This window comes from Pedomonas mirosovicensis (assembly GCF_022569295.1).
Classification (GTDB): domain Bacteria; phylum Pseudomonadota; class Alphaproteobacteria; order Sphingomonadales; family Sphingomonadaceae; genus Pedomonas; species Pedomonas mirosovicensis.
Window position 1 is genome coordinate 1,316,465 of record NZ_JAKFIA010000001.1, and the last position, 24,854, is coordinate 1,341,318.

Consider the following 24,854-nt stretch of genomic DNA (forward strand, 5'->3'; position numbering starts at 1 on the left):
GGACAGACCATGCGGGTCCTGGCATTTGCTTCGCAAAAGGGTGGCTCGGGCAAGACGACCCTGAGCGGTCATATCGCGGTTGAGGCCGAGCGCTGCGGCGCAGGCCCTGTTGTCATGATGGATATCGACCCCCAGGGGTCGCTGGCGGACTGGTGGAACGAGCGCGAAGCGCCGATGCCTGCCTTCGCCCAGACCAGCGTCAGCCGTCTGGCCGCCGACCTGGAGGACCTTCGCAGCCGTGGCTTCAAGCTGGCGGTGATCGACACGCCGCCCGCCATCACCATGGCGATTCAGTCTGTCGTCAGCGTGGCGGATCTGGTGGTGATTCCCACCCGCCCCAGCCCGCACGACCTGCGGGCAGCGGGCGCGACGGTCGATCTCGTCGAGCGCTCGGGCAAGCCGCTGGTGTTCGTGGTCAACGCGGCGACGCCGCGCGCCAAGATCAGCTTCGATGCGGCGGTGGCGCTGTCTCAGCACGGCACGGTCGCGCCGATCATGATTCACCAGCGCACCGACTTTGCGTCCAGCATGATCGACGGCCGCACCGTGATGGAAAGCGATCCCAATGGCAAGTCCGCCCGGGAAATCGAGGTCCTGTGGGGCTACCTGTCGGACCGGCTGGACAAGAACTTCCGCCGCACCGTCTTCCAGCCGCGCCAGAGCGCGCCGGCGCCGGTGGTCTCGCCCAAGGCGGGGTTTGGCCGCAAGGCCATCAGCGCCTGAGAGAGCGGGGGACATGAGCATGTATGATCCCAAGCCTGCCGCTTCGCTGACGGGTGGCCTTCTGGTTCGCAAGGGGCAAGCCCGCCCGGCACTCAGCCCCGGCCTGGTGCTGGAGGCGGATGACGCCCACGCCGCCCCGCGCAGGGTCATCACCCTGCCGCGCCCGGAGGCGGCCCGGCCGATGGACGCCGAGGCGATGCGCCAGGTCGTTCCGCCAGTCGACAAGGCAAAGAGCGAGGCCAAGCCCAAGGCAGAGGGCAAGCCCGAGGCGCGGCGCCGGGTGGCCTTTACCTATCGGCTCGATCCGGAGCGGCATCTGAACTTGCGCGTGGTCGCCATCTACAAGCGCACCTCGGCGCAGAAGATTCTGGACGAGGCGCTGGATCGCTATCTGGATGAAGTGATGGCGGAGGAAGGCTCGTTGGTCTTCCCGAAACAGCTGTCGGCCGCGCAATCGGCCTGAAGCTTAGCCACGCCGGACGGGGGCAGGGGAACACGCGGGGGACCTGGGAGAGGATGCACGGCATGAAACCGGGCTTCATACTGGTAGCCACCGTTGCCGCCGCGGCGCTTGTTGCGAGCTGCTCCGGTCAGAAGCGGCCCGCCATGCAAGGCGCGGCGCAAGCGTCGCTGCATGCCGATGGCGCTTCGTCCGCCGCTATGGCGATGGGAGCGTTGCAGCAGGGCCGCTTTGCCGAAGCCGCGGCGGCCCAAGCTTCCATTCTGGCGCAGAACCCCGAGGATCATCGGGCCCAACTGGGCTATGCCCTGGCGCAGCTTGGGTTGGGGCACACCGAACAGGCCGTGGCGCGACTGCGCGCCCTTGTGGCCGATGGCGGCGCGGCCGATGCGGATGTCGGCCTTGCCCTGGCGCTGGCCGGCGAGGCGCAAGAGGGCGTTGCCGTGCTCGAGCAGGCGGCGCTTCGGCCCGATGCCAGCCTACGCACCCGGCAGAACCTGGCGCTGGCCCTGGCCTTGGCCGATTCCTGGCCGCGCGCCCGCGCCCTGGTGGAGCGGGAAGTCGGTCCGCAACAGGCCACGTGGCGGCTGACCCAATGGGCGGCCTGGGCGGCCCTGCCGCCGCCGCACCGTCTGGCCGGTTTCCTGGGCGTGCCGCCAGGCAGCGCAGCTCCGGTCACGCTGGTGGAGGCGGCAACCCCGCCACTGCCGGGCGCTGCGGGTGCACCACAGGCGTCGCAACTGGCAGCCGCTGCGTTGGAGACACATCCTGCAGCTGATGCGACGACAACCAGCCCCGCTCTCGCGGACAAGCCGGTTGCGCTTGCCGCAGTCGATGCGCCTGTCCCGCCGGAGCCGAAGCCGGAGCCTGCCGCTTCCGCCACCGGGGCGCGGGAGCAAGCGCAGCCCAAGGCGCGCTGGGTGATCCAGCTCGCCGCCTACCGCAACGTGGCCGCGTTCAGGCCTGGGTGGAGCCGGCTGCAGAAGGCCCACGAGGATCTGCTTGGCCGGTACGAGCCGCGCCTGGTGGCCGGAGCGCAGGCGGATGGCTGGCATCGGTTGACGGTCGGTTCCTTCATGGCCAGGGCCGAGGCTGATGCGGAATGCCGCGCATTGCGCCGCGCCGGGGTGGAGTGTTTCGTGCGCCGCCCGCTGGCGGGCGACCGGAATCAGCCGTTCAAGGCACAGGTGGCAAAAACGGTAACGACGGCCGACGCGCAAACAGCGAAGGCATCGCGCGAAGCCCCGGCGGCCTAGGCGGCCTGAGGCTCAAACGAAAAGCCCCGCCGCGAGGGGCGGGGCTTTTCCGGAATCGTGATTGATCTAGGCTTGGCTGAACACGTCCACGCCATCGCGCCACAGGCCGCGCACCCGGCCCTGAACCGCCATGCGGTCGAACGGCGTGTTCTTCTGGACGGAGCGCAGGTTCTCCGCCTCGATGCGCCAAGGCGCGCCGGGGTCGAGCAGCAAGAGGTCGGCGGGTGCGCCGACGCCCAGGCGGCCGTTCTCCAGCCCGAAGATGCGGGCAGGTGCGCCGGAGAGCTTGTCGAGCAGCTTGCCGAGCGTCAGCGTGCCGTTGTGCACCAACGTGAGGCTGGTCGCCAGCAACGTCTCGGCCCCTACCATGCCGGGCGCGGCCTGGGCGAAGGGCAGGCGCTTCTCTTCCTGCGTGCGCGGGTCGTGGCCTGAGGCGATGACATCGATGGTGCCGTCACGCAAACCCTCGATCACCGCCAGCCGGTCGGCCTCCGTCCGCAGCGGCGGGGCAAAGCGGGCAAAGGTGCGGAAGCCGGAAACGGCGATCTCATTCAGCAGGATATGGGCCGGCGTTACGCCGCAGGTGACCTTCACGCCGCGCTTCTTGGCGAGCCGCACCGCCTCGATGGAAGCGGCGCAGGTGACCTGCGCGATGTGCACGCGCGCGCCAGTGGCTTCGGCGAGGCGAATATCGCGCTCTACCATCAGGGTTTCGGCCAGCGTCGGGTGGGCCGGAAGGCCCAGGCGCTGAGCAAACTCGCCCTCGGTGGCGCAGGTGCCCTTCACCAGGCCGGGGTCTTCGGTGTGGGTGATGACCAGCGCATCGAAGCCGGTGGCATATTGCAAGAGGCGCAGCATCACGCCCGTGTGGGTGATGGCGCTGCGGCCGGTGGCGATGGCGACCGCGCCGGATTCGAGCCCAAGGCCCACTTCCGCCAGTTCCTCGCCCTGGAGGCCGCGCGTTGCCGCCACGAACGGGCGGACCTTGATGGTCTTGCGGCCAAGACGATAGGCGCGCTCGATGACCGCCGGGTCATCCAGAACCGGGTTCTGGTCCGGCATCAGGCAGGTGGTGGCGATGCCGCCCGCCACGCACGCGTCCACATCCACCTTGAAGGCGCGGGTGTCGATGAGGGCGGGGGTGAGCACCTTGCCGCCGCAATCCACCACGTCCGCGCCTTCCGGCACGGTGATGTCGCCGACGGCGGCGATGCGGCCGTTCTCGACCAAGAGGCCGCCCGTGGCATCGAGACCGGAGGCGGCGTCGATCAGGTGGGCATTTAGAAACGCGATACGGGTCATTGGCCTGCCTCCGTCGTCCAGCCGGGCACGCCGCGCCGCTTGCGGGTCAGTACATCCAGGCAGGCCATGCGAACGGCCACGCCCATTTCCACCTGCTCGGTGATGGCGGAGCGGGCGAGGTCGTCCGCCACCGCCGTGTCGATCTCGACGCCCCGGTTCATCGGGCCGGGGTGCATCACCAGCACGTCGGGCTTGGCATTCTTCAATCGTTTCTCGGTAAGGCCGAAGAAGTGGAAATACTCGCGGGTTGAGGGGATGAAGCCGCCCTGCATCCGCTCGCGCTGGAGACGCAGCATCATGACGACGTCCACGCCCTCAAGCCCCTTGTCCATATCGGCGTAGACATCGACGCCCAGCCGCTCGATCTCCGCGCCGAGCAACGTCGGCGGGGCAACCACGCGCACGCGGGCACCCAGCGCGCTCAGCAGCTGGAAATTGGAGCGGGCGACGCGAGAGTGAAGGATATCGCCGCAAATGGCGATGCTTAGCCCCTCGATGCGGCCCTTGCGGCGGCGGATGGTCATGGCATCGAGCAGCGCCTGCGTCGGGTGCTCGTGGCGGCCATCGCCCGCGTTGATGACCGAGCAGTTCACCTTCTCGGCGATCAGCTGGACCGCGCCCGCATCCTGATGGCGGATCACCAGAATGTCCGGGTGCATGGCGTTCAACGTCAGCGCCGTGTCCAGCAGGGTCTCGCCCTTGGCGATGGACGAGGCGCTGACGATCATGTTGACGCAGTCCGCGCCCAACCGCTTGCCCGCCACCTCGAAGGAGAGGAGCGTGCGGGTCGAGTTCTCGAAGAAGGCGTTGACCTGCGTCAGCCCTGCCAGAACGTCATGGCGCTTGGCGGTGCTGCGGTTCGAGTCGATCCACCGCTCCGCTTCATCGAGCAGGTAGGCGATCTCCCAGGGCTGAAGCCCGGCGATACCCAGCAGGCTGGTGTGCGGAAACGGGTGGAGACCCGGCGGGGTCTGGTGCGATGCGGGTGTGGCTGTAGACATTTGATGCGGGCCTATACCGATTGAACCCGGAGGCGGCAATACGAAGGGCCTGAAGACGTGTCGATTGGCCGTCGTCCTGCGCCGGCTCCACCCATAGAGCATGGCGGTGGGGCAGGGAAGGCGTTTGCAGGGGCAGGCCGGGCGGCCGATTTGAGGCGAGTGGTCAAACGATGCGAGGCCTCGCATTGGGATGCCCCATAAAGGCCCACAGAGGCCCCTTACAGCGCGATTCCAGGTTTGCCCGCTACCACCCTAGCCGGGATAGGTAAAAACCTCTCTATGGACGTTTTAACCCCATTAGCGGCGATTTCGAGTTTTGCGGGAATGGGAAGGTTCGTTTTCTACTGTGGCGGATACTGCGTCATCAGCACGCGGCCGCCAGGGCGTCGATCGCGCCCTGCAGGATGAAGGCGGCGGCGGCCTTGTCCACCCGTTCGGCGCGCTTGGCGCGGGACAGGTCCGCATCGATCATGGCGCGGGTGACGGCGGCGGTGGACCAGCGCTCGTCCCACATCAGGATCGGCAGGGTCTCGAACGCCTTGTCGAGATTGCGGGCATAGGCGCGGATGGATTGGGTTTGAGGCGAGTCGGTGCCGTCCATGTTGAGCGGCAGGCCGATCACGATGCCTTTGACGCTTTGCTTGGCGAACTGCTCGCGGAACCAGTTGGCATCCTGGGTGAAGCGCTGGCGCTGGAGCGTCTCGGCGGGCGTGGCGATGGTCCACATGGCATCGCAGAAGGCAACGCCGATGCGCTTGTCTCCAACGTCGAGGCCCGCCAGCCGCCCGCCTTCGGGCAGGACATCCAGAAACTCAAGGATCGACTGGGTAATCATGGGGCTCCAACGGTGGGCTTGAGGAACGCATCCACCCGCGTCTGCACATTGGCGCGGATGTTCGCCCAGAACAGGGCATAGTCATAAACGTGGTAGTTCTCGCCCGGCATCACCTGACGCTGATAGGAGCCCTGCGGATTCTGGGTGAGGTGGAGGATGCCGGTGGCATCGCACGCCGCGCCCGTGAGGCCGGGCTCAACCTTGGCCATGGGCTGGCCCACCTCGACGAACGGCAGTGCGCCCAGGTTGGCGCCCGCCTCGATACGGCGGGTATCCGCCCACCAGCTCAAAGGATTGGTGCAGACCATTGGCGTGCCGGCGCGGGCGATGCCGGTTGCCCCCGGCGCTGCGCCGTAGGCGGCCAGAACGCCGGAGGGATCGGCGGGTTCGCCGAAGCTCTGCCATGAGACGACGCAGCCGGTGGCGGCGGGCGTGGCGCACGGCGCGAGGCCGAAGGGCTCCAGGTCCGCCTTGATGGAAATGGGCCAGCCGATGAGATAGGCGGCAACCATGTGCTGCGCGGCGGGCGTGCCCGCGATGCGATGTTGCAGCAGGGCCAGCGCGTGGAGGCTGCCCTGGCTGTGAGCGGCCAGGATGAAGGGCTTGTCGCCGTGCGATGCGAGGAACGCATCGAACGCTGCCGCCACATCCTTGTAGGCCAGTTTGAGCGCCTGCACCCGGTCCGACTTGTCGGTGAAGAAGGCGCCGAGCGTCGCCTGACGGTAGCGCGGCGCCCAGACGTGGCCGACGTTGTTGAACACGCTTGCCTGGTGGCGGATCATCCGGTCGGTCAGGGCATTGGTGGCGGCGTCATCGAGCGGCGCGTTCCAGCGCTCCTTCTTCATGTAGGTGGTGGGCGGCACGAAGAACACGTCCACCACCGGGGCCGTGGTGGCGGAGAAGCCCTCTGGCGTGTCCTGCGAGGTGCCGGGCCTGGCCGGATGAGCGGCCCAGGCGGCGATCTTCGTATAGTCGGGCGCGGGATCCTTCGCGCTTTCGGCGAAGCTGACCGTGGGCACGTAGGTGAAGCGCATCAGCTGCGGCAGGAATGCCTGCCAGCCCACGAACCCGATGATCACCAGCATGACAAGCCCGGCAACGACCCAGAGAAACTTGATGGCGGGCGAGATTTTGCGCTTTGGCGCGGTTCGGGTCGGTGCGGGCGAGGTCATGGACGGGCCACCTGTCGGAGCGGAGCTGTGCAATTTTCAAACAGGCGCAAGATTGGCAACAACGCTCCCTCGATACAAGGGCCGGTTGCGCGCAGGCGCATCATGGCCGTTGGCAGAACAGCTTCTATCTCCTGCTTTTGATCTGCTACAGGAGAACGGGAAAGCACCTTACGCCGTCCGCCAGCCTTGAAGGGCGACGAGCGGGCGTGCTATCCGCCCCCGGCACGAAGGGAGCCAAGCCATGGCTGTTGATGAAAAAACAGTACGCCGCATCGCTCATCTGGCGCGCATCAAGCTGGATGACGCCGATGTGGAACCGATGATGAAGGAACTGAACGGTATTCTCGACTGGGTGGAGCAACTCGGCGAGGTGAATACCGATGGCGTTGAACCCATGACCTCGGTGGTCGCGCAAGGCTTGCGCTGGCGCGAGGACGTGGTGAACGACGGCAACATCCAGGAAGATGTGCTGAAGAACGCGCCAGAGGCGCAGTTCGGCTTCTACGCTGTGCCGAAGGTGATCGAATAATGGCTGCAACCGATCTGACAGACCTGTCCGTCGCCGAGATGCGCGACGGCCTGAAGGCCAAGCGTTTCTCGGCCGTGGAGCTGACGCAGGCGCACATTGCCGCCGTGGAAGCGGCGCGCGAACTGAACGCCTTCATCGTCGAGACGCCGGAGCTGGCGCTCGAGCAGGCCAAGGCCGCCGATGCTGCGATCGCCAAGGGCGAGGCGGGTCCGCTGGCAGGCATTCCGCTCGGCATCAAGGACCTGTTCGCCACCAAGGGCGTGCAGACCACGGCTGCCTCAAAGATTCTGGAAGGCTTCGTGCCGACTTATGAGTCGACCGTCTCCGCCAACCTGCTGCGCGACGGCGCAGTGAGCCTCGGCAAGCTGAACCTCGACCAGTTCGCCATGGGCTCGTCCAACGAGACCTCGGCGTTCGGCAACGTGCTGAACCCGTGGCGCGGAAAGAATGGCGAGCAGTTGGTGCCGGGCGGCTCGTCCGGCGGTTCGTCCTCGGCGGTTGCGGCCCGCATCGTGGCGGCGGCAACGGGTACGGATACCGGCGGCTCCATCCGCCAGCCCGCCAGCTTCACCGGCATTGCGGGCATCAAGCCGACCTACGGCCGCTGCTCGCGCTGGGGCATCGTGGCGTTCGCCTCCTCGCTCGACCAGGCGGGGCCGATGGCGCGCACCATCCAGGACTGCGCCATCCTGCTCAAGTCCATGTGCGGGTTCGACCCGAAGGACTCGACCTCCCTCGACCTGCCCGTGCCGGACTTCGAGAAGGCGCTGACCGGCGACATCCGGGGCCTTCGCATCGGTATTCCGAAGGAGTACCGCGTCGAGGGCGCGCCTGCCGAAATCGACCGGCTGTGGCAGCAGGGCATGGACTGGCTGAAAGCAGCGGGTGCCGAGATCGTCGACATTTCCCTGCCGCACACCAAATATGCGCTGCCGACCTACTACATCGTGGCTCCGGCAGAGGCTTCGTCCAACCTCGCCCGCTATGACGGCGTGCGCTACGGCCAGCGCGTCGCGCCCGAGAACGGCTCGCTCATCGACATGTACGAGGCAACCCGCGCGGCAGGCTTCGGCCGCGAGGTGAAGCGCCGCATCATGATCGGCACCTACGTGCTCTCGGCAGGCTATTACGACGCCTACTACTTGAAGGCCCAGCGCCTGCGCACCCTGATCGCGCAGGACTTCGAGAAGGCCTACGAACAGTGCGACGTGATCCTGACGCCGACCTGCCCGAGCGCGGCCTTCCCGTTCGGCGCGAAGTCGGCGGACCCGATCGCCATGTACCTCAACGACGTGTTCACCGTGCCCGCCTCGCTGGCGGGGCTGCCGGCGCTTTCGGTTCCGGCGGGCGTGGACGCGGACGGCCTGCCGCTGGGCCTCCACCTCATCGGGCGCAAGCTGGATGAAGAGACGGTGCTGAAGGTGGGCCATGTGATCGAACAGGCCGCCCAGTTCACGGCCAAACCGGAAAAGTGGTGGGTAAAATGAGCGAGACCAAACCCTATCGCATTCGCGGCGCGACCGGTGACTGGGAGGTGGTGATCGGCATGGAGGTCCATGCCCAGGTCATCTCCAACTCCAAGCTGTTCTCGGGCGCGGCGACGGCCTTCGGCGCGGAGCCGAACGCGCAGGTGAGCCTGGTCGATGCGGCCATGCCGGGCATGCTGCCGGTCATCAACGGCCAGTGCGTCCGTCAGGCGGTTCGCACCGGCCTCGCGCTCGGCGCGCAGATCAACAAGTGGTCCCGCTTCGACCGCAAGAACTACTTCTATGCGGACCTGCCGCAGGGCTACCAGATCAGCCAGTTCCAGTACCCGGTGGTGGGCGAGGGCGAGATTGTCCTCGATCTGGAGAACGGCCAGAAGACCGTGGGCATCGAGCGCATCCACCTGGAGCAGGACGCGGGCAAGTCGATCCACGACCAGAGCCCAACCCGCTCGTACGTCGACCTCAACCGCTCGGGCGTGGCGCTGATGGAGATTGTCTCCAAGCCGGACATGCGCTCGCCGGAAGAGGCGGGCGCGTACCTCAAGAAGCTGCGGACCATCCTGCGCTACATCGGCACCTGCGACGGCAACATGGAGGAAGGCTCCATGCGCGCCGACGTGAACGTGTCGGTGCGCCGCCCCGGCGAGGGGCTGGGCACCCGCTGCGAGATCAAGAACGTCAACTCGGTGCGCTTCGTCATGGCGGCCATCGAGTATGAAGCCCGCCGCCAGGTGGACATCCTCGAAGAGGGCGGCAAGATCGACCAGGAAACCCGCCTGTTCGACAACGTGAAGTTCGAGACCCGCTCGCTGCGGTCCAAGGAAGAGGCGCACGACTACCGCTACTTCCCCGATCCCGACCTGCTGCCGCTGGAATTCGACGATGCCTTCATCGACGACTGCCGCGCCAGCCTGCCGGAGCTGCCGGATGCCAAGAAGCAGCGCTTCGTCGAGGCGCTGGGCCTGTCGGAATACAACGCGAGCGTTCTGACCGCCGAGAAGGAAACGGCGGACTACTTCGAGGCGCTGCTGGCGGAAGCCGCCAAGCGTCAGGGCAAGTCGCTGACGGACGTGGCCCGCCCGGCCTCCAACTGGGTGACCTCCGACCTGTTCGGCGCGCTCAACAAGCTGGGCAAGTCGATCGAGGAAAGCCCGATCAGCCCGGCGCAGGGCGCGGAGCTCATCAGCCTGATCGCCGACGGCACCCTCTCGGGCCGCCTCGCCAAGGACGTGTTCGAGATCATGCTCGAGACCGGCAAGGGCGCGGCCGACATCGTGGAGGAGCGGGGCCTGAAGCAGGTCTCCGACACCGGCGCGATCGAGGCCACCATCGCCAAGGTGCTGGCCGACAACGCGGACTCGGTCGAAGCCTACCGCGGCGGCAAGGACAAGCTGTTCGGCTTCTTCGTGGGCCAGACCATGAAGGCCATGGGCGGCAAGGCCAACCCGGCCGTCGTCAACGACCTGCTCAAGAAGGCGCTGAACGGGTAAGGCCGCCTTTATCGGAAGCGACCACGGAAGAACGGCCCCAGCCCACCGGCGGGGCCGTTCTTCTTTGCCGTAACGGGTGCGTATTAATCTATAATTAACAGACCCTTCGGATCATCCGAACCGGCTTTCGACAGCCTGACTGGACTGGAGGATTGAGAACACCGGCCGGATTTGTCGTAAAGACGACGGCTTCGTTTGACGGACCGCTGCCGGAGGCGGACTCCTTCGCTCGCAATGCACCGCATTTAGAGCCGGACCAGAAAAGCCGTTCATATGGGGGCCGCGTTAACGATCACCGCCGTCTTTCCGGCGCACGATATCATTGGGGGGTTATGAATAGCCGATTTGCCGCGCTGGCTGCGGTCCTGTGCCTCGCTGCATGTGCACAGCCGAAGCTGCTTTACACCTGGGGCGGATACCCGGAGCATCTGCTGAAATACCAGCAGAAATCCAGCACGCTGGCAGAGTACGCCAGGAATTTGCGTCAAGATATCTCGCTGGCTGAAGCTGGCGGCAAGGTGCCGCCGGGCCTGTACGCCGAGTACGGTTACGCTCTGCTGGAGAGCGGAAACGCCCAGGAAGCCGCGACCTACTTTGCAAAGGAGAGTGAGGCCTGGCCGGAGTCGGCTGCGTTCATGCACAAAATGATCGAGCAGGCTCAGGCATCCGCAGCCCAGACGGGCGCCGCCAGGGGTCCTACCTCCTGAGCCGCGCCAAGCACAGTCACGGGAATAGTAACATGCAACTCAAAGCGACCATGATTCTCGTCGCCGCCGGGCTCGCCCTTGCCGGATGCGGCACTTCACTGCCGGGCAAGGACTATACCGCGTTCCGGCAGGCCGCGCTGCGCTCGGTGCTGGTGGTGCCGGTCATCAACTATACTGGCGATGCGGAAGTGGCGGATCGGTTTTTGGCAACCTTGCCCATGCCCTTGGCGGAGCGAGGCTATTACGTCTTTCCAGCCAGCATGGTGAAGAAGCAATTGGAGCTGAACGGGCTGAGCAAGCCCTATCAGATCCATAAAGCCGATACCCGTCAGCTGGCCTCGTTGTTCAACGCGGACTCGGTTCTTTATGTCGAAGCGCTCAACTGGATGGAAGACGACCGTATTCCATGGCGGCGGATTCTCGTTCGTGTCCTGTACACGCTGAAGGACGGCAGGAGCGGAGCGTTGCTGTGGCAAGATGAGCGATATTATAGGCATGACCTGCCGGGCGATAACAACCTTGCCCAAGTTGTTGCGCCAGCCATCGCGTCCGTAACTCCGAATGGCCCATCGGATTACGCGTCGGTGGCCCTGGCGACGAACGCCGTTGCGCTGCACCTTCCAGGAAAGGGGGTGCCGCATGGTCCCTACTCGCCAATGTACGAGAAGGACGCGAAGCAATTCCCCGACAATCCGGCTTTGGAACGGTCAAACGCAGAAATTTCAGCGATATCGGCGCCGATGGACGACAAGCCCACGGCGGTGCAGCAAATGCTGCGGCTCGGCAAGCAACGCAAGGAAGGGGCCGAGGAGTAGCGCAGGGCCCGTTGGGCTGGCTGAGGCCACCCCTGCGGGCTGGCCTCAATCCACCCCGCCCATCTCGCAGATCCGCGCCCATGAGGCGTCATCGACGGGCAGGACGGAGAGCCGGGGCTGTTTGACGAGCGCAAGCCCGGCCAACTGTGGTTCGGCCTTGATGGCGGCGAGCGTCACCGGGCGGGGCAGGGGCGAGAGCGCCTTTACGTCAACGAGGCCGGAGGCGGGGTCGTTTGGGTCCGGATAGAAGGCGCGGGTGATCTCTATGAGGCCGACCACCTGCTTCTCGTTGCCGGTGTGGTAGAAGAAGGCGCGGTCGCCCACGGCCATGGCGCGCATGTTCTTGAGCGCCTGGGCGTTGGCGACGCCATCCCACGCCGTGGTGCTGCTGGCGGCCTGCTGCCCCCAGCTCCAGGAGCCGGGCTCGGTCTTGAGGAGCCAATAAGCCATCGTGCCTGCTCCTGACTACTGGAGCCGCGGCGCGGTGGCGGCCCGCTTTTCGCGGTCCTTCAGCACCTCGGCAGGGGAGACGGTTTCATCCTTCAGTCGCTGGGCGCGCTGGAGGCGGTAAAGGCCAAGGGCCGTTGCCGTGTCGTTCGGTATGGAGACGCAGGAGGCAACAGCGGCCTTCATCCAGTTGAAGCGCTGGAGGATGACTTCACCCTCCACCCGCTTGGCGGCCTCGCCCGTCGGCAGGCCGGTGGCATTTTCCAGCAGCTTGAGAATACGCCATGCGCCATAGGAGGGGCAGGAGAGGTTGCGCTGCTCCTTCATCTCGCCAAAGCGGGTGAGCACCACCGGCAGGCCGGAGATGTCATCATCCAGCGCCGAATCCTCTGTCACCACGATTTCCACATGGCTGCCGAGACGGGGACCGGTCTTCTCGGAAAACAGGCCGACGACGACATCGCGGCCCGCGTTGCGGTCCCAGCGGTGCTCCAGCAGCAACATTTCGAGCGCGGTGTTCTTGAGCGGGTCAGCCGCATACTGCCGCTTGATGAAATAGGCGGTCTCGGCCAGCGCCGCGGTGAGGCGGGTGACCTCCGGCTGGCCGTTTATCAGGCGGACCAGAACGGGCAGGGGTTCATCCTCCGGCGTCTCGCCAAGGGTTTTCGGCAGAGAGGCCAGCGGCAGGGACGGCGGAATGGTAACGCCCGCGTCCTGCTTGATAACGTTGGTCGGGCGGACGGCATAGCCCGCGCCGCTCTCGGCCTTGGTGAGCTCGCCGATGAAGACGGCAGGCGCGCCGGTGAGGAAGTTCGCGCCCTGCAGCAACGGCACAACGGGGCCGTCCTCAACGCCGGGCGTGCGGTAGGTATAGGCCTTGGGCGTGAAGAAATCGCCCGGCAACTGCGGCTCCTCGGGGATCTGCTCATCCGCCCAGCGGACCCACGCCACGATGACAACGGCGAGGATCGCCACAATGATGCAGTAGATAAGGATGCGTTTTCCCTCGGACTGTCCCATTTCGCCTGCTCCGCACCGGTCCCGGTTCATTTCACGTGTCGTTTGCCTCTCCTTCCTGCCGAGTTGGGAGCCGGGAGGCAACAGTCAAGCAGGCCGATGGCCGTTTCTGGTTCGTTACGAATGTGATATTAGCCTCGTGGGGCTAGTCGGAACGTTGGGGGAGCGAAGCTATGATACGAGCCGGGATCGTTGCCGCGGGTTTGATGGTGTGCGTGTCATCCAACGCGGTCGCAGCCTCGCTGCAGGAAGAGTTCAACGCGGCTCAGGCCGCCGTTGAGAAGGGCGATTTTCCCAAGGCAGTGGCCGGTTTCGAGAAGGTGCTGGCGCAGCTGCCTGATGACCCCAAGAATCGAACGGTCGCGGTTATCCGCTCCCGCCTGGGTTCGGCCCGCCTGGCGCTTTTTGATTACGAAGGAGCGATCGAAGTGCTGGAGCAGGCGTTGCCGGGCCTGTCTGATGCGAGCTCCGGCGATGATCGTCAAAACACGCTCTATGACTTGGGTAAGGCGCGCGAAGCCTTGCTGGATTATGACGCGGCGCGGCAGGCTTTTACGACTTTGGTTTCGGAGCTTGAGGCAAACAACACGGCCAAGCCTAAGGATCTTGCGCTGTACCGGATCGCGCTCGCACGCGTCAGTCTGTTCGATGACCCGGACTTTGCCCGGCGCCAGCTTGACCTGGCCCTGCCGGTCGTGGAGTCCGCGCTGGACGAGAAAAACGATGTCCGTGCTGAGGTTTATACCCTGCGCGGACGTGCCGAACTGATGGCGGGAAAACTGCCTGACGCCAATAGCTGGTTTGAAAAGGCCCTGGCGGCGGCCGGTGGGCTCGGAACAAAAGTTACTCTCTCAGATGTCCGCATCCGAGGGGATCTGGCGTTGGCGGCGCAGCTTGTGGGGAATGACTACAAGGTGCGAAAATATCTTGCCTATACCGGCGCAGGGCGCATGGGACAGAAGAATCCGTTGAACGGATCCGATATGCCGCTGCCCGCCTGCGGAGATGCGACCGGGCTGAAGCCGGACGATGCTGCGGTAATTGAGTTCGCCATCGGCGATGATGGGCAGGTGGTCTTTGTGCAGCCTATCTATGCCACGCGCACCGGGCCCATGGCGCTGGAGTTCGCCCGAGCGGTCGCCCGCTGGTCCTGGATGCCTGAGGGGTTGAAGGATACCTCGAAGTTCTGGCGCAGCAGCGTGCGGCTGGAGTTGCGGTGCACGAAGCAGGTGGAGCGCGCCGGGTCTCTTTCCGCGCTCTGGACCGTCTATAATGATTGGCTTGAGGCGAAATCGGTTCCGTCTGATGGAGTGCAGGTCGAAGATGGAACAAGTGCTGCCAAGGCGGTGGCGCAGTGGCGTGCCGTCCTTGCTGAAAGGGAAGCCAAGGTTGGCAAGGATGACCTCTCTCTGCTGCCTTTGCTGGTAAACCTCGGCAGTAGTCCCTCTGTGCCGGGCACGGAGGGGAAAGACTTGCTTTCGCGCGCGGAGGCGATTGCCGTCGCGCACGATGCGCCTGTTGAGGTTCGTGTTGTTGTAAAGGGCCTCAACATTCAAAAACAGCCCGGCTTGTGGGGACGGCATTGGACCGCTGCTGTTAAGGATGGCTTCGCCCAATTGCTGGCTGAATTGAGGGAGAAAAACGAGGCGGCAAACCAGGCCGGGGCCTGGGTGCAGACAATGTTGGCGACCGCCCTCGAACGGCTCCGCGAGTTTGACGCTGCGGAGCAGCATTATCGAGACGTTCTTGCGCTGCCGGTATCAGTGCTTCCCACAGCCGATCCGGTCCGCCAACTCGCTGCGGTGCGGCTGGCATCGTTGAAGGCTGCCGAGAAGAAATTTGAGGAAGCAGACGGGCTGTTGCAGGCGACGGGCCTGAGCCCTGAGCAATGCGAACTGGTGGACGTCAGGCCGGTTGCCCTTAACGCGCGTATGACTTCTTCAGATTTTCCCAGACTGGCCCTGAGCTGGGGCTTCGAGGGATGGGTGAAGGTGAGCTACGATATCGACGCTGAAGGACGCGTTGTCGAACCGCGCACGGTTATCGCCTATCCACCGTTCATCTTTGGCCCCTCGACCGAGAAGGCGGTTAGTCGTTTCCGCTATCAACCGATTTATCGGGCGGGCGAGGCCATCGGCTGCACCGGCTATGAACAGGGTATCAACTATCGGTTGGGCCGTTAGGCAAGTCGCTGAAATCGGGCGTTTTCCGCAACGTTTATTCCAGAACTCAGGCGCTACGGTTTGAAATCTCTGAAAGCAATTCCATATCAATAGCCTGTTCAGAACGACTTACCCGATTTCAGCAAGCTTACTGAAGTTGGCGAGTGGGGACTGATGGATATTGCGGCTGATGAGATCTCTCTGTTTCTTGATCTTGATGGAACGCTGATCGATATCGCGCCCCGTCCTGACGCGGTTCATGTGCCGGATGACCTCGTGACCCTGCTTGGGCGGTTGCAACAGCGCCTGGGCGGCGCGGTTGCCGTTATCTCCGGGCGGCCGCTGACGGATCTGTCCCGACTCCTGCCCCGTTGCCCGGTGCCGTTGGTGGCGGAGCATGGTGCCATTTTCAAGCTGCCGCCGGGCTACCAGTTCAAGCTTGGCGCACGCTATTGCGTGCCGGAGGCGATGGCCGCCTTCGTGCGCGGCGCGCTTGGCGCGCTGGATGGCGTCATCATCGAGGAAAAGCAAAGCTGCCTGACAGTGCATTTCCGCCTCGCGCCGGAGCAGAAACCGGTGGTCAAAGCGGCTCTCGAGCGCGCGATCGACCGCTGGCCGACCTTTCGTATCAGCGAGGCCAAGATGGCGCTGGAGTTGCGCCCACGTGGCCTGGACAAGGGCACGGCGGTGCGCCGCTTGATGCGGTTTTCGCCCTTCCAGGGGCGCAAGCCCATTTTCATTGGCGATGATGTTACGGACGAGGACGGTATTCGTGCCTGCCTGCTGCTGGGCGGGCGCGGCATGCGCGTGCCGCAGGATTTTGGCGGTGGGCCTAGTTCCGTCCGGGAGTGGCTCTGGCGCATCGCGTCGCAAAGCGCACCGCAAACGGCGCAATGTCCACCCTGAGAGGGAACGCAAGAGCCCTGCAGGACGTACCAATGCTTATGACTCAGCCGAAGGAATATAACGTGGCACGACTCGTAATTGTTTCCAACCGGGTGACCATCGGCGGAAAGAAGGGACAGGCTCCGGGTGGCCTCGCCACGGCGCTCAAGGATGTTCTGACGCCCGAGACGATCTGGTTCGGATGGAGCGGCAAGCGCACGGAGACATCCGGCCGCTTGACGCAGCACAATGCTGAAGGCGCCCGGATCATCGCCATGGATTTATCGGAGGAGGATTATAGCAAATTCTATATCGGCTTCGCCAACCGCACCCTCTGGCCGTTGATGCATTACCGGCCGGGGCTGCTGCAGTTCGATCGAAGCGACTACGAAGGGTATCTGAAGGTCAACCATCGCTTCGCCGATGCCCTGATGACCATTCTTCAGCCCGACGACATCGTGTGGGTACACGATTACCATTTCATTCCGCTCGCGGCCTGCTTGCGCCAGCGCAACTTTGCCGGGCGCATCGGTTTTTACTTGCACATTCCCTTCGCGCCGCCGGCGTTGTTTTCGGTGCTGCCGCCAGGGCGGGCGCTGCTATCGGCGCTGTGCGAATATGACCATGTGGGCTTCCAGACGGAGACGGATGCTCACCACTTCCGCGCCTGCGTGCGGGATATCCTGCGCTATTCCATCAGCAAGGAAGGGGTGATTTTCGGCCCGAACCGTCCCTGTATTTCCAGCGCCATTCCGGTTGGCATCGACACGGAGGGCTTTGCCAACATGGCCGTGCAGGCCGAGCATCAGGACGATGCGGAGCGGCTGCGCGAAAGCATGGGCGGCAAGGCGCTCATTCTGGGTGTAGACCGGCTGGACTACAGCAAGGGTCTGCCGCAGCGCTTCACCGGCTATGGCCGGCTATTGGAAAAATACCCCGAGCACAGGCAGCACGTGGGCTTCCTACAGGTGGCTCCGCGCTCGCGCGATGACGTGAAGGAATATCGCGACGTCAAACGCCAGCTCGACCAGTTGGTGGGGCAGATCAACGGTCAACACGCTGATTTCGACTGGGTGCCGCTGCGCTACATCACGCGGGACATGCCTCGTTCCATGCTCGCGGGTTTCCATCGGATCGCGCGCGTTGGTCTCGTCACGCCGCTGAGAGACGGCATGAACCTCGTGGCCAAGGAATATGTGGCAGCGCAGAACCCGAATGATCCAGGCGTGCTGGTGCTCTCCCGCTTCGCCGGCGCTGCCGCCGAATTGCAGGATGCGTTGCTGATTAACCCCTTCGACCCAGAAGAGATTGCGGACGCGCTGCATATCGCGCTGACCATGTCGCTCTCGGAACGCCAGGCGCGGTGGCGGCGCATGTATGAAACCATCCGCCGTAATACGGCGGCGGCGTGGAGCCAGGCATGCCTGCAGGCGGTCATGGGCAACCGGCGGCTGGAGGCGCCGCCGTCCAGCCGCTACCACTGGCAGACGGACCAGCGGCTGGAAGCGCAGAACGAGGAAAACTGGCCGGTGCGCCCGGCGGTTTAAGCCAGGCCGAGGCGCTGCGGATAAGGCATGGCATGGGCACAGCAGGTGTGTGCCCATGCCTCGCCCGTTATGCGCCCAGCCGAGGCGAAATTATCCCTGTGCCGTGCCGTCTTGAATGCGCCGCCATGGACCCCTGACAGCTTCGCGGTGTTTCAACAAGGCAAGTCTGTTGCAGCGTTGGTTTGCAAGGAGGCGTCTGATGGCGGAACGGCAGGCACCAGGGCCAGGATATCGCGCAGTCATTCTGCCGATCTCCGCGCTGTTGATGGCAACGGCATTTCTCATCATGGGCAGCGGCGTGCAGGTGCTGGCACTGCCCATTCGCGCGGAAATACTGGATTTCTCGAACCTCACCATCGGTTTTCTCGGAACCGGCTATTTCGCCGGGTTCGTGGTGGGGTGTCTTTATAGTCCGCGCATCGTGCAGACAGCGGGGCACATCCGCACCTTCGCCGCATTGGTGGCGGTCGCCTCGGCAGTGGTGCTGCTCCATGCCATCGTGGGCGATCCGGTCATCTGGATCATCTGTCGCTTCGCGACCGGCATATGCGTTGCGGGTATTTCACTCGTGCTGGAGAGCTGGCTGCACGACTATGCGGACAACACCAACCGGGGCGTGGTTATGTCCACCTACGTGGGCATCAATCTCACGGTGATGACGATTGGTCAGATGATCGCTACCGGATTCGAGCCGTCCCGCTTCGAGGCGCTGGCGATTTCTTCCATCCTCGTTTCGTTTGCGGCCGTGCCCATCGCGCTCACCCGCTCGGCCCAGCCCGCGCCGCTGGTGGCGGTGCGTCTCAGGCCGCGTTATCTGTTCAAGCTGTCGCCCGCCGGGTTTGTGGGCAGCTTCCTTATCGGCATGGCGCATGGCGCATTCTGGACCCTGACGCCGGTCGTTGCCCGCGGGGCCGCCGAGGCCTCGCCGGATTATGGGCCGCAAAACGCCGTGGCCTATGCGGCCTGGTTCATGAGCGCGGCGGTGATCGGTGGCGCGCTGGCACAGGCCCCGCTCGGCAAGATTTCCGACCGGATGGAACGGCGCGTTCTTCTAATCCTCATCTGTGGTCTGTCCGCCATTGTCGGCATTTTCGTTATCCAGACGCTGGGCACGAGCCTTGGTTATTGGACAGCCCTTTTCTTCGGCGCAGTGACGCTGCCCGCCTATGCGGTGGCGGCCGCCCATGTGTTCGACTTCACGCCGAAGGAGGACATCGTGGAGGCATCCTCCGCCCTGCTCATGGTCAATGCGGCAGGTTCGGCCATCGGCGCGCCGGTGGCCGCTGCTTCCATCGACGCCATGGGCGGGCAAGGCCTCTACTGGTTCAACGGCCTCGTCCAGATATTGCTGATCGGCTATGTCGTCTGGCGTATGCGGATCCGCGAGGCTCCACCGGAAGAGATCAAGGTTCAGTACGACTTCGCCGCGACTTCTCCGGTGATTTCAACCGCCGCGACGGATCTGGAGCACGGTTTGGGCAAGAGCTGAAGGCGGTTTTCGGACCTTGCCCAGGGGGAGCACTGCTCCCCCTGGCGGTCCCTGCTTCGGGCGGCTCCAATGCTTCAGGCGGGCAGAGGGCCCAGGCCCTCTGCACAGACAAGCAACCCCGCCTTACACCGCAGCCTTGCGCGGGCGGCCAGGCTTGCGGCGCGGCGCTGCTTCCGCTTCCTCGCTGTTGGCGGCTTTGGCAGGAGTCTTTGACACCGGCTTCAGTACCGGGCGGGCGCTGGTCATCGCCTGCGGCTTCAGAAGCGGCTTCAGGTAATGCCCGGTGTAGCTGCGCGGGTTGGCGGCGACATCTTCCGGCGTGCCGGTGGCGATGATTTCACCGCCGCGCGAGCCGCCTTCGGGGCCGAGGTCCACAATCCAGTCTGCTGTTTTAATAACTTCGAGATTATGCTCGATGACGACGACCGTGTTGCCCTGCTCGACGAGGGCATGCAGCACCTCCAGCAGCTTGCGAACGTCCTCGAAGTGAAGGCCGGTGGTCGGCTCATCGAGGATGTAGAGAGTGTTACCGGTGGCGCGGCGGGACAACTCCTTCGCCAGCTTGACGCGCTGCGCCTCACCGCCGGAAAGGGTGGTTGCCTGCTGGCCGATCTTCACATAGCCGAGGCCCACTTCCTTCAGCATGGCCAGCTTGTCGCGGATCGGCGGCACGGCGGAGAAGAATTCCACACCGTCCTCGACGGTCATCTCCAGCACGTCCGCAATGGACTTGCCCTTGAATTTGATCTCCAGCGTTTCGCGGTTGTAGCGATGGCCGTTGCAGGTATCGCAAGTCACATACACGTCCGGCAGGAAGTGCATCTCGATCTTGAGGACGCCATCGCCCTGGCACGCCTCGCAGCGGCCGCCCTTCACGTTGAAGGAGAAGCGGCCGGCCTTGTAGCCGCGCGCCTGCGCCTCGGGCAGCCCGGCGAACCACTCGCGGATCGGCGTGAATGCCCCGGTGTAGGTGGCCGGGTTGGAGCGCGGCGTGCGCCCGATGGGAGACTGGTCGATGTCAATGACCTTGTCCAAATGCTCAAGGCCTTCGAGCGCATCGTGCGCGCCGGGGATGACGCGGCTGCCGTTCAGCTTGCGCGTGGCGGCGTTGAACAGCGTGTCGAGCGTAAGGGTGGATTTACCCGAGCCCGACACGCCGGTGATGCAGGTAAGGGTGCCGAGCGGAATGGAGGCATCGACATTCCGCAGGTTGTTGGCCCGCGCGCCCCGAATGGTGATGAATTTGCCCGAGCCGGGGCGACGCTGCTCCGGCAGCGGCACCATGCGGCGGCCGGAGAGGTAAGCGCCAGTGAGGCTGTTCTCCGACGTCATGATATCCTGCGGCGTGCCTTCGGCGATGATCGCGCCGCCGTGGACGCCCGCGCCGGGGCCCATGTCGATCACATGGTCGGCAGTGCGGATGGCATCCTCGTCATGCTCCACCACGAGCACGGTGTTGCCGAGGTCGCGCAGGCGCTTCAATGTCTCCAGCAGCCGGTCGTTGTCGCGCTGGTGCAGACCGATGGAGGGTTCGTCCAGCACATAAAGCACGCCGGTGAGGCCGGAGCCGATCTGGCTGGCAAGGCGGATGCGCTGGCTCTCGCCGCCCGAAAGCGTGCCGGAGGAGCGGGAGAGGTTAAGGTAATCGAGGCCGACGTTATTGAGGAAGCCGAGGCGATCGGAAATTTCCTTCAATACCTTCTCGGCGATCGCAGCCTGTTTCGGCGTCAGCTGGGCGGCAAGCTCGCCGAACCACGCCAGCGCGTCGGCCACCGATTTCTCGGTCACTTCCGAAATGGTGCAGCCACCCACTTTCACCGCCAGCGCTTCCGGCTTGAGGCGCGCGCCGTTGCATGTCTCGCATGGGGCCGAGGCTTGGTAACGGGACAGCTCCTCGCGCATCCACGAGGATTCGGTGTCGCGCCAGCGGCGGTCTAGATTGTTCAGCACGCCCTCGAACGGCTTCATCACCTGGTAGCGCTTGCGGCCGTCCTGAAAGACGAGCGGCACGGCTTCGCCCTTGGTGCCGTGGAGGATGATGTCTTGCACCTTTTTGGGCAGTTCCTGCCAGGGCGTATGCACTGAGAAGCAGAAGTGATCCGCCAGGCTCTCGAGCACCTGCATGTAGTAAGGCGAGGGCGGGTTCGACTTTGCCCACGGCAGGATGGCGCCGTCGGCAATGCTCAACTCACCGTTGGGCACCGCCAATTCGGCATCGAAATAGAGTTTTTCGCCCAGGCCGTCGCAGGTGGGGCAGGCGCCGTGCGGGTTGTTGAACGAGAACAGGCGCGGCTCGATTTCGGAAATCGTGAAACCGGAGACCGGACAGGCGAACTTCTCGGAAAAGATGATCCGCTCCGGCTCGCCTTTGTCGCCAGTCTTGCCTGCCATTTCGGCAACGGCGAGACCGTCCGCCAGCTTCAGCGCAGTTTCGAGCGAGTCGGCGAGGCGGGTGGCGACGCCCTCCTTCACCACGATGCGGTCCACCACCACGTCGATGTCGTGCTTGAACTTCTTGTCGAGCGCGGGAACCTCATCGATATCGTAGAACTCGCCGTCGACCTTCAGGCGCTGGAAACCCTGCTTGCGAAGCTCCAGCATTTCCTTGCGGTACTCGCCCTTGCGGCCGCGCACGATGGGGGCCAGCAGGTAAAACCTCGTGCCCTCCGGCAGCGCCAGGATGCGGTCGACCATCTGGCTGACCGTTTGCGCCTCGATGGGAAGACCCGTGGCGGGAGAGTAGGGCACGCCGACGCGCGCCCAGAGAAGGCGCATGTAGTCGTAAATCTCGGTGACCGTACCGACGGTCGAGCGCGGGTTCTTCGAGGTGGTCTTCTGCTCGATGGAGATGGCAGGAGACAGGCCCTCGATATGGTCCACATCCGGCTTTTGCATCAGCTCCAGGAACTGACGCGCGTAGGCGGAGAGGGACTCCACGTAGCGGCGCTGGCCCTCGGCGTAGATGGTATCGAACGCTAGGGACGACTTGCCGGAGCCGGACAGGCCGGTGATGACCACCAGCTTGTCGCGGGGGATGTCCACGTTGATGGACTTGAGGTTATGTTCGCGTGCGCCGCGGATCGAAATATGGGTCAACATGGTTGTACTTGTTCCATATTTGTTCGCCTAACTCAAGAGGCTAGGCGTAGAGCCCCGATGGGGTTTCTCGCCGTCCGGTATCATCGCGGCGCCCCTTGGATGAGCGGCACGGGAAAGTCTTCCGGAAACGGCCTTCTCCACAACAGCGAGGAGGCAAAAAAGTCAAGCGAAGCATGGCTGTAATCAGGACGGCATGCGGTGCCCTGTGGCCCGCTTCCGACCGCTGGCGGGGCATGCGCCAGGCGAAGGCTTGCCGTCTCAGAAGCCCCGGTTCAATTGCGCCGTCGGAATGGCGCAGCGGGGGTAGCCGGCCGCCTCGTCCACGCAGAACATCTCGATGCCATCCCGCACCTCCACGCGCCCGAAAATAGGCGCGACGGTGCGGGTGCGCGCAGCCGCCATCGCCTCGTCCACGGTGCGGTACTGGGCGAGCCATTCCAGGCTGAAGCGAGTAGGGACGATGATGAGCCACTTGCCGGCCTCGCCCTCCGCGATGGCCTGGTCTGGGCGAATCCACACCGAGTGCACCGACTCCCCGCCGTCGTGGGCGGCAAGCTGGTCGGCAGGGGCCGCCGCTACGTAGAACAGGGTATCGAATCGCTTGGGAGACTCGGGCGGCGTGACCCAGCGCGCGATGGGAACGGCGCGGTCAGCGGCCAGCCGGAGGTCGTGGTTGCGGAGGAAGTCCGCGAATGGCAGGGCGCCGGAGGCAATGGGGGCGCGATTATCGCTCAGGGCGTCCAGTTCGCTGCCGGAGATCAGTGCGCCATCGCTGGCCCGGTGGGCAAGAAGAATGCCTGCTTCTTCATAGGCCTCGCGCAGCGCCGCGATGCGGCAGGCGGCCTCAAAGGGGGCAAGGGCGGGAAAACCTTCCGCCAGGTCGCTTGCGGCCAGATCGCTGTCCTGCGCGTCTACCTTGCCGCCTGGAAACACCAGCGCGCCCGAGGCAAAGCCAATGGAGCGATTTCGCACGACCATGAAGACTTCAAGGCCATGCGGCGTGTCGCGGAGGAGAAGAAGCGTGGCGGCGGGAACGGCGGGGACAGGCTGACTCGTCATGGCCTTGAATGTGGCAGCGACAACCGGGTTGTTCAAGGAAATGGGGCCTTGCAGCGCGGAAGGCCAACGACTTTGGGCTTTCCCAGCTCTTTTTTTACAGGAGGGGCCCATGCGCGGCGGCGCACAGACTATCGAGCCCCCTCCTGTACCTCCCATTTGTTTTGAGCGGAACGCGCCCGGTCGACACCGGGTACGATCCGAAAAATCGAAGGGGGGCGGGGGACAAGTCCCCCGCAAGAAACCAGAGACGTTACCCGCGCGGCACGGCCCCGCACTGGGCGCGGTCGAGCAGCAGGTGGTCGGCCAGCACGAGGGCCATCATGGCCTCGGCCACCGGCGCGGCGCGGATGCCGACGCAGGGGTCGTGGCGGCCCTTGGTGACGACTTCCGTCTCCGTGCCGCTGCGGGTGACGGTGGGCACGGGCGTGAGGATGGAGGAGGTGGGCTTGATGGCCATGCGGACCACCACATCCTGCCCGGTGGAGATACCGCCCAGGATGCCGCCTGCGTTGTTGCTGAGGAAGCGGGGCTTGCCGTCCGGCCCGAGACGCATGGCATCGGCATTTTCCTCGCCACGCAGACGGGCCGCTTCGAAGCCGTTGCCGATTTCGACGCCCTTGACCGCGTTGACGGTCATCATGGCGCAGGCGAGGTCGGAATCCAGCTTGGCGTAGATGGGCGCGCCAAGGCCGGCCGGCACGCCGCTGGCCACCACCTCGACCACCGCGCCCAGCGACGAGCCGGACTTGCGGGCGGCATCCAGCGCCTCGGCCCAGCGCTCGGCAGCGCTTGGGTCGGGGCAGAAGAAGGGGTTGGCGTCGATGGCGGCGTCATTGAAGTTGGCGCGGTCGATGGCGTCGCCGCCCAGCTCGACGAGGTAGCCGCGGATGCGGATGCTCTCGCCCAGTACCTTGCGGGCGATCGCCCCGGCCGCGACGCGCGCCGCTGTCTCGCGGGCGGAGGAACGGCCGCCGCCGCGATAATCGCGGAAGCCGTATTTGGTGTCGTAGGTCCAGTCTGCATGGCCGGGACGGTAGGCCTCGGCAATGTTGCCGTAATCCTTCGAGCGCTGGTCAACGTTCTCGATGACGAGGCTGATCGGGGTGCCGGTGGTCTTGCCCTCGAACACGCCGGAGAGGATGCGGACCTGATCCGGTTCCTGCCGCTGGGTGGTGAAGCGGCTTTGGCCGGGGCGGCGCTTATCGAGGAAGGGCTGGATGTCAGCTTCGGTCAGGGGCAGGCCCGGCGGGCAGCCGTCCACGACGACGCCGAGGGCAGGCCCATGGCTTTCGCCCCAGGTGGTGAAGCGAAGCAGGTGACCGAAGCTGTTCCAACTCATGCGAGACGTTCCATCCGTTGAAGCAGGGAGCCC

21 protein-coding genes are annotated in these 24,854 nt (G+C 64.8%); 12 read left to right on the plus strand and 9 right to left on the minus strand.

What is annotated here, in order from left to right; translation table 11 throughout:
• Positions 1 to 9 precede the first annotated feature (9 nt).
• The 3 genes from L0C21_RS06315 to L0C21_RS06325 all read left to right on the plus strand — a co-directional run bounded on the left by L0C21_RS06315 (position 10) and on the right by L0C21_RS06325 (position 2,439).
• A complete protein-coding gene (locus tag L0C21_RS06315; protein ID WP_259277547.1) occupies positions 10 to 723 on the plus strand; it encodes an AAA family ATPase in 714 nt (237 codons plus the stop codon).
• Between the two features lie 13 nt (positions 724 to 736).
• Complete coding sequence (locus tag L0C21_RS06320) at positions 737 to 1,186, plus strand: hypothetical protein (protein WP_259277548.1); 450 nt, start codon at positions 737 to 739, stop codon at positions 1,184 to 1,186.
• A 62-nt stretch (positions 1,187 to 1,248) separates the two neighbouring features.
• The gene (locus L0C21_RS06325; RefSeq protein WP_259277549.1) at positions 1,249 to 2,439 is read left to right on the plus strand and encodes an SPOR domain-containing protein; all 1,191 of its coding nucleotides are present in this window, start codon (positions 1,249 to 1,251) and stop codon (positions 2,437 to 2,439) included.
• A 66-nt stretch (positions 2,440 to 2,505) separates the two neighbouring features.
• Here L0C21_RS06325 and L0C21_RS06330 read toward each other — a convergent pair whose 3' ends face one another.
• The 4 genes from L0C21_RS06330 to L0C21_RS06345 all read right to left on the minus strand — a co-directional run bounded on the left by L0C21_RS06330 (position 2,506) and on the right by L0C21_RS06345 (position 6,749).
• On the minus strand, positions 2,506 to 3,741 hold the full coding sequence (locus L0C21_RS06330; RefSeq protein WP_259277550.1) for a dihydroorotase: 1,236 nt from the start codon (positions 3,739 to 3,741) through the stop codon (positions 2,506 to 2,508).
• On the minus strand, positions 3,738 to 4,742 hold the full coding sequence (locus L0C21_RS06335) for an aspartate carbamoyltransferase catalytic subunit (RefSeq protein ID WP_259277551.1): 1,005 nt from the start codon (positions 4,740 to 4,742) through the stop codon (positions 3,738 to 3,740). Before L0C21_RS06335 ends, L0C21_RS06330 begins: the two co-directional genes overlap by 4 nt.
• A 364-nt stretch (positions 4,743 to 5,106) precedes the next feature.
• The gene (gene ruvX / locus L0C21_RS06340; protein WP_259277552.1) at positions 5,107 to 5,577 is read right to left on the minus strand and encodes a Holliday junction resolvase RuvX; all 471 of its coding nucleotides are present in this window, start codon (positions 5,575 to 5,577) and stop codon (positions 5,107 to 5,109) included.
• Entirely contained in the window at positions 5,574 to 6,749 is a 1,176-nt protein-coding gene (locus L0C21_RS06345; RefSeq protein ID WP_259277553.1) for a DUF3089 domain-containing protein, read from the minus strand. The genes ruvX and L0C21_RS06345 overlap by 4 nt, the downstream gene beginning before the upstream one ends.
• A gap of 241 nt (positions 6,750 to 6,990) precedes the next feature.
• Here L0C21_RS06345 and gatC point away from each other — a divergent pair, with 241 nt between their 5' ends.
• The 5 genes from gatC (at position 6,991) to L0C21_RS06370 (ending at position 11,777) form a co-directional block, all read left to right on the plus strand.
• On the plus strand, positions 6,991 to 7,278 hold the full coding sequence (gatC, locus tag L0C21_RS06350) for an Asp-tRNA(Asn)/Glu-tRNA(Gln) amidotransferase subunit GatC (RefSeq protein WP_259277554.1): 288 nt from the start codon (positions 6,991 to 6,993) through the stop codon (positions 7,276 to 7,278).
• On the plus strand, positions 7,278 to 8,765 hold the full coding sequence (gatA, locus tag L0C21_RS06355; RefSeq protein ID WP_259277555.1) for an Asp-tRNA(Asn)/Glu-tRNA(Gln) amidotransferase subunit GatA: 1,488 nt from the start codon (positions 7,278 to 7,280) through the stop codon (positions 8,763 to 8,765). Before gatC ends, gatA begins: the two co-directional genes overlap by 1 nt.
• Positions 8,762 to 10,255, plus strand: a complete 1,494-nt coding sequence (gene gatB, locus L0C21_RS06360) for an Asp-tRNA(Asn)/Glu-tRNA(Gln) amidotransferase subunit GatB (RefSeq protein ID WP_259277556.1) — start codon at positions 8,762 to 8,764, stop codon at positions 10,253 to 10,255. Before gatA ends, gatB begins: the two co-directional genes overlap by 4 nt.
• A gap of 332 nt (positions 10,256 to 10,587) precedes the next feature.
• Positions 10,588 to 10,962, plus strand: coding sequence for a DUF4810 domain-containing protein (locus L0C21_RS06365; protein WP_259277557.1), 375 nt, complete (start codon positions 10,588 to 10,590; stop codon positions 10,960 to 10,962).
• A gap of 32 nt (positions 10,963 to 10,994) precedes the next feature.
• Positions 10,995 to 11,777, plus strand: coding sequence for a GNA1162 family protein (locus L0C21_RS06370; RefSeq protein WP_259277558.1), 783 nt, complete (start codon positions 10,995 to 10,997; stop codon positions 11,775 to 11,777).
• Between the two features lie 45 nt (positions 11,778 to 11,822).
• Here L0C21_RS06370 and L0C21_RS06375 read toward each other — a convergent pair whose 3' ends face one another.
• Positions 11,823 to 12,227: an EVE domain-containing protein gene (locus L0C21_RS06375; RefSeq protein WP_259277559.1), complete on the minus strand. Its 405-nt coding sequence runs from the start codon at positions 12,225 to 12,227 to the stop codon at positions 11,823 to 11,825.
• 15 nt (positions 12,228 to 12,242) lie between these two features.
• Entirely contained in the window at positions 12,243 to 13,244 is a 1,002-nt protein-coding gene (locus L0C21_RS06380) for a hypothetical protein (RefSeq protein WP_259277560.1), read from the minus strand.
• A gap of 170 nt (positions 13,245 to 13,414) precedes the next feature.
• Between L0C21_RS06380 and L0C21_RS06385 the strand changes: the two genes are divergently transcribed.
• The 4 genes from L0C21_RS06385 to L0C21_RS06400 all read left to right on the plus strand — a co-directional run bounded on the left by L0C21_RS06385 (position 13,415) and on the right by L0C21_RS06400 (position 19,324).
• A complete protein-coding gene (locus L0C21_RS06385; protein WP_259277561.1) occupies positions 13,415 to 15,424 on the plus strand; it encodes a tetratricopeptide repeat protein in 2,010 nt (669 codons plus the stop codon).
• 153 nt (positions 15,425 to 15,577) lie between these two features.
• Complete coding sequence (gene otsB, locus L0C21_RS06390) at positions 15,578 to 16,309, plus strand: trehalose-phosphatase (RefSeq protein WP_259277562.1); 732 nt, start codon at positions 15,578 to 15,580, stop codon at positions 16,307 to 16,309.
• A gap of 62 nt (positions 16,310 to 16,371) precedes the next feature.
• The gene (locus tag L0C21_RS06395) at positions 16,372 to 17,835 is read left to right on the plus strand and encodes an alpha,alpha-trehalose-phosphate synthase (UDP-forming) (protein ID WP_259277563.1); all 1,464 of its coding nucleotides are present in this window, start codon (positions 16,372 to 16,374) and stop codon (positions 17,833 to 17,835) included.
• Between the two features lie 199 nt (positions 17,836 to 18,034).
• On the plus strand, positions 18,035 to 19,324 hold the full coding sequence (locus L0C21_RS06400; RefSeq protein ID WP_259277564.1) for an MFS transporter: 1,290 nt from the start codon (positions 18,035 to 18,037) through the stop codon (positions 19,322 to 19,324).
• Positions 19,325 to 19,447: 123 nt separating this feature from the next.
• On the opposite strand, the gene uvrA is transcribed toward L0C21_RS06400, so the two are convergent.
• The 3 genes from uvrA to aroC all read right to left on the minus strand — a co-directional run bounded on the left by uvrA (position 19,448) and on the right by aroC (position 24,821).
• Positions 19,448 to 22,423, minus strand: a complete 2,976-nt coding sequence (gene uvrA / locus L0C21_RS06405) for an excinuclease ABC subunit UvrA (protein ID WP_259277565.1) — start codon at positions 22,421 to 22,423, stop codon at positions 19,448 to 19,450.
• A 258-nt stretch (positions 22,424 to 22,681) separates the two neighbouring features.
• On the minus strand, positions 22,682 to 23,482 hold the full coding sequence (locus L0C21_RS06410; protein ID WP_259277566.1) for an NUDIX hydrolase: 801 nt from the start codon (positions 23,480 to 23,482) through the stop codon (positions 22,682 to 22,684).
• 250 nt (positions 23,483 to 23,732) lie between these two features.
• Complete coding sequence (gene aroC, locus L0C21_RS06415) at positions 23,733 to 24,821, minus strand: chorismate synthase (protein ID WP_259277567.1); 1,089 nt, start codon at positions 24,819 to 24,821, stop codon at positions 23,733 to 23,735.
• Between the last annotated feature and the right edge of the window lie 33 nt (positions 24,822 to 24,854).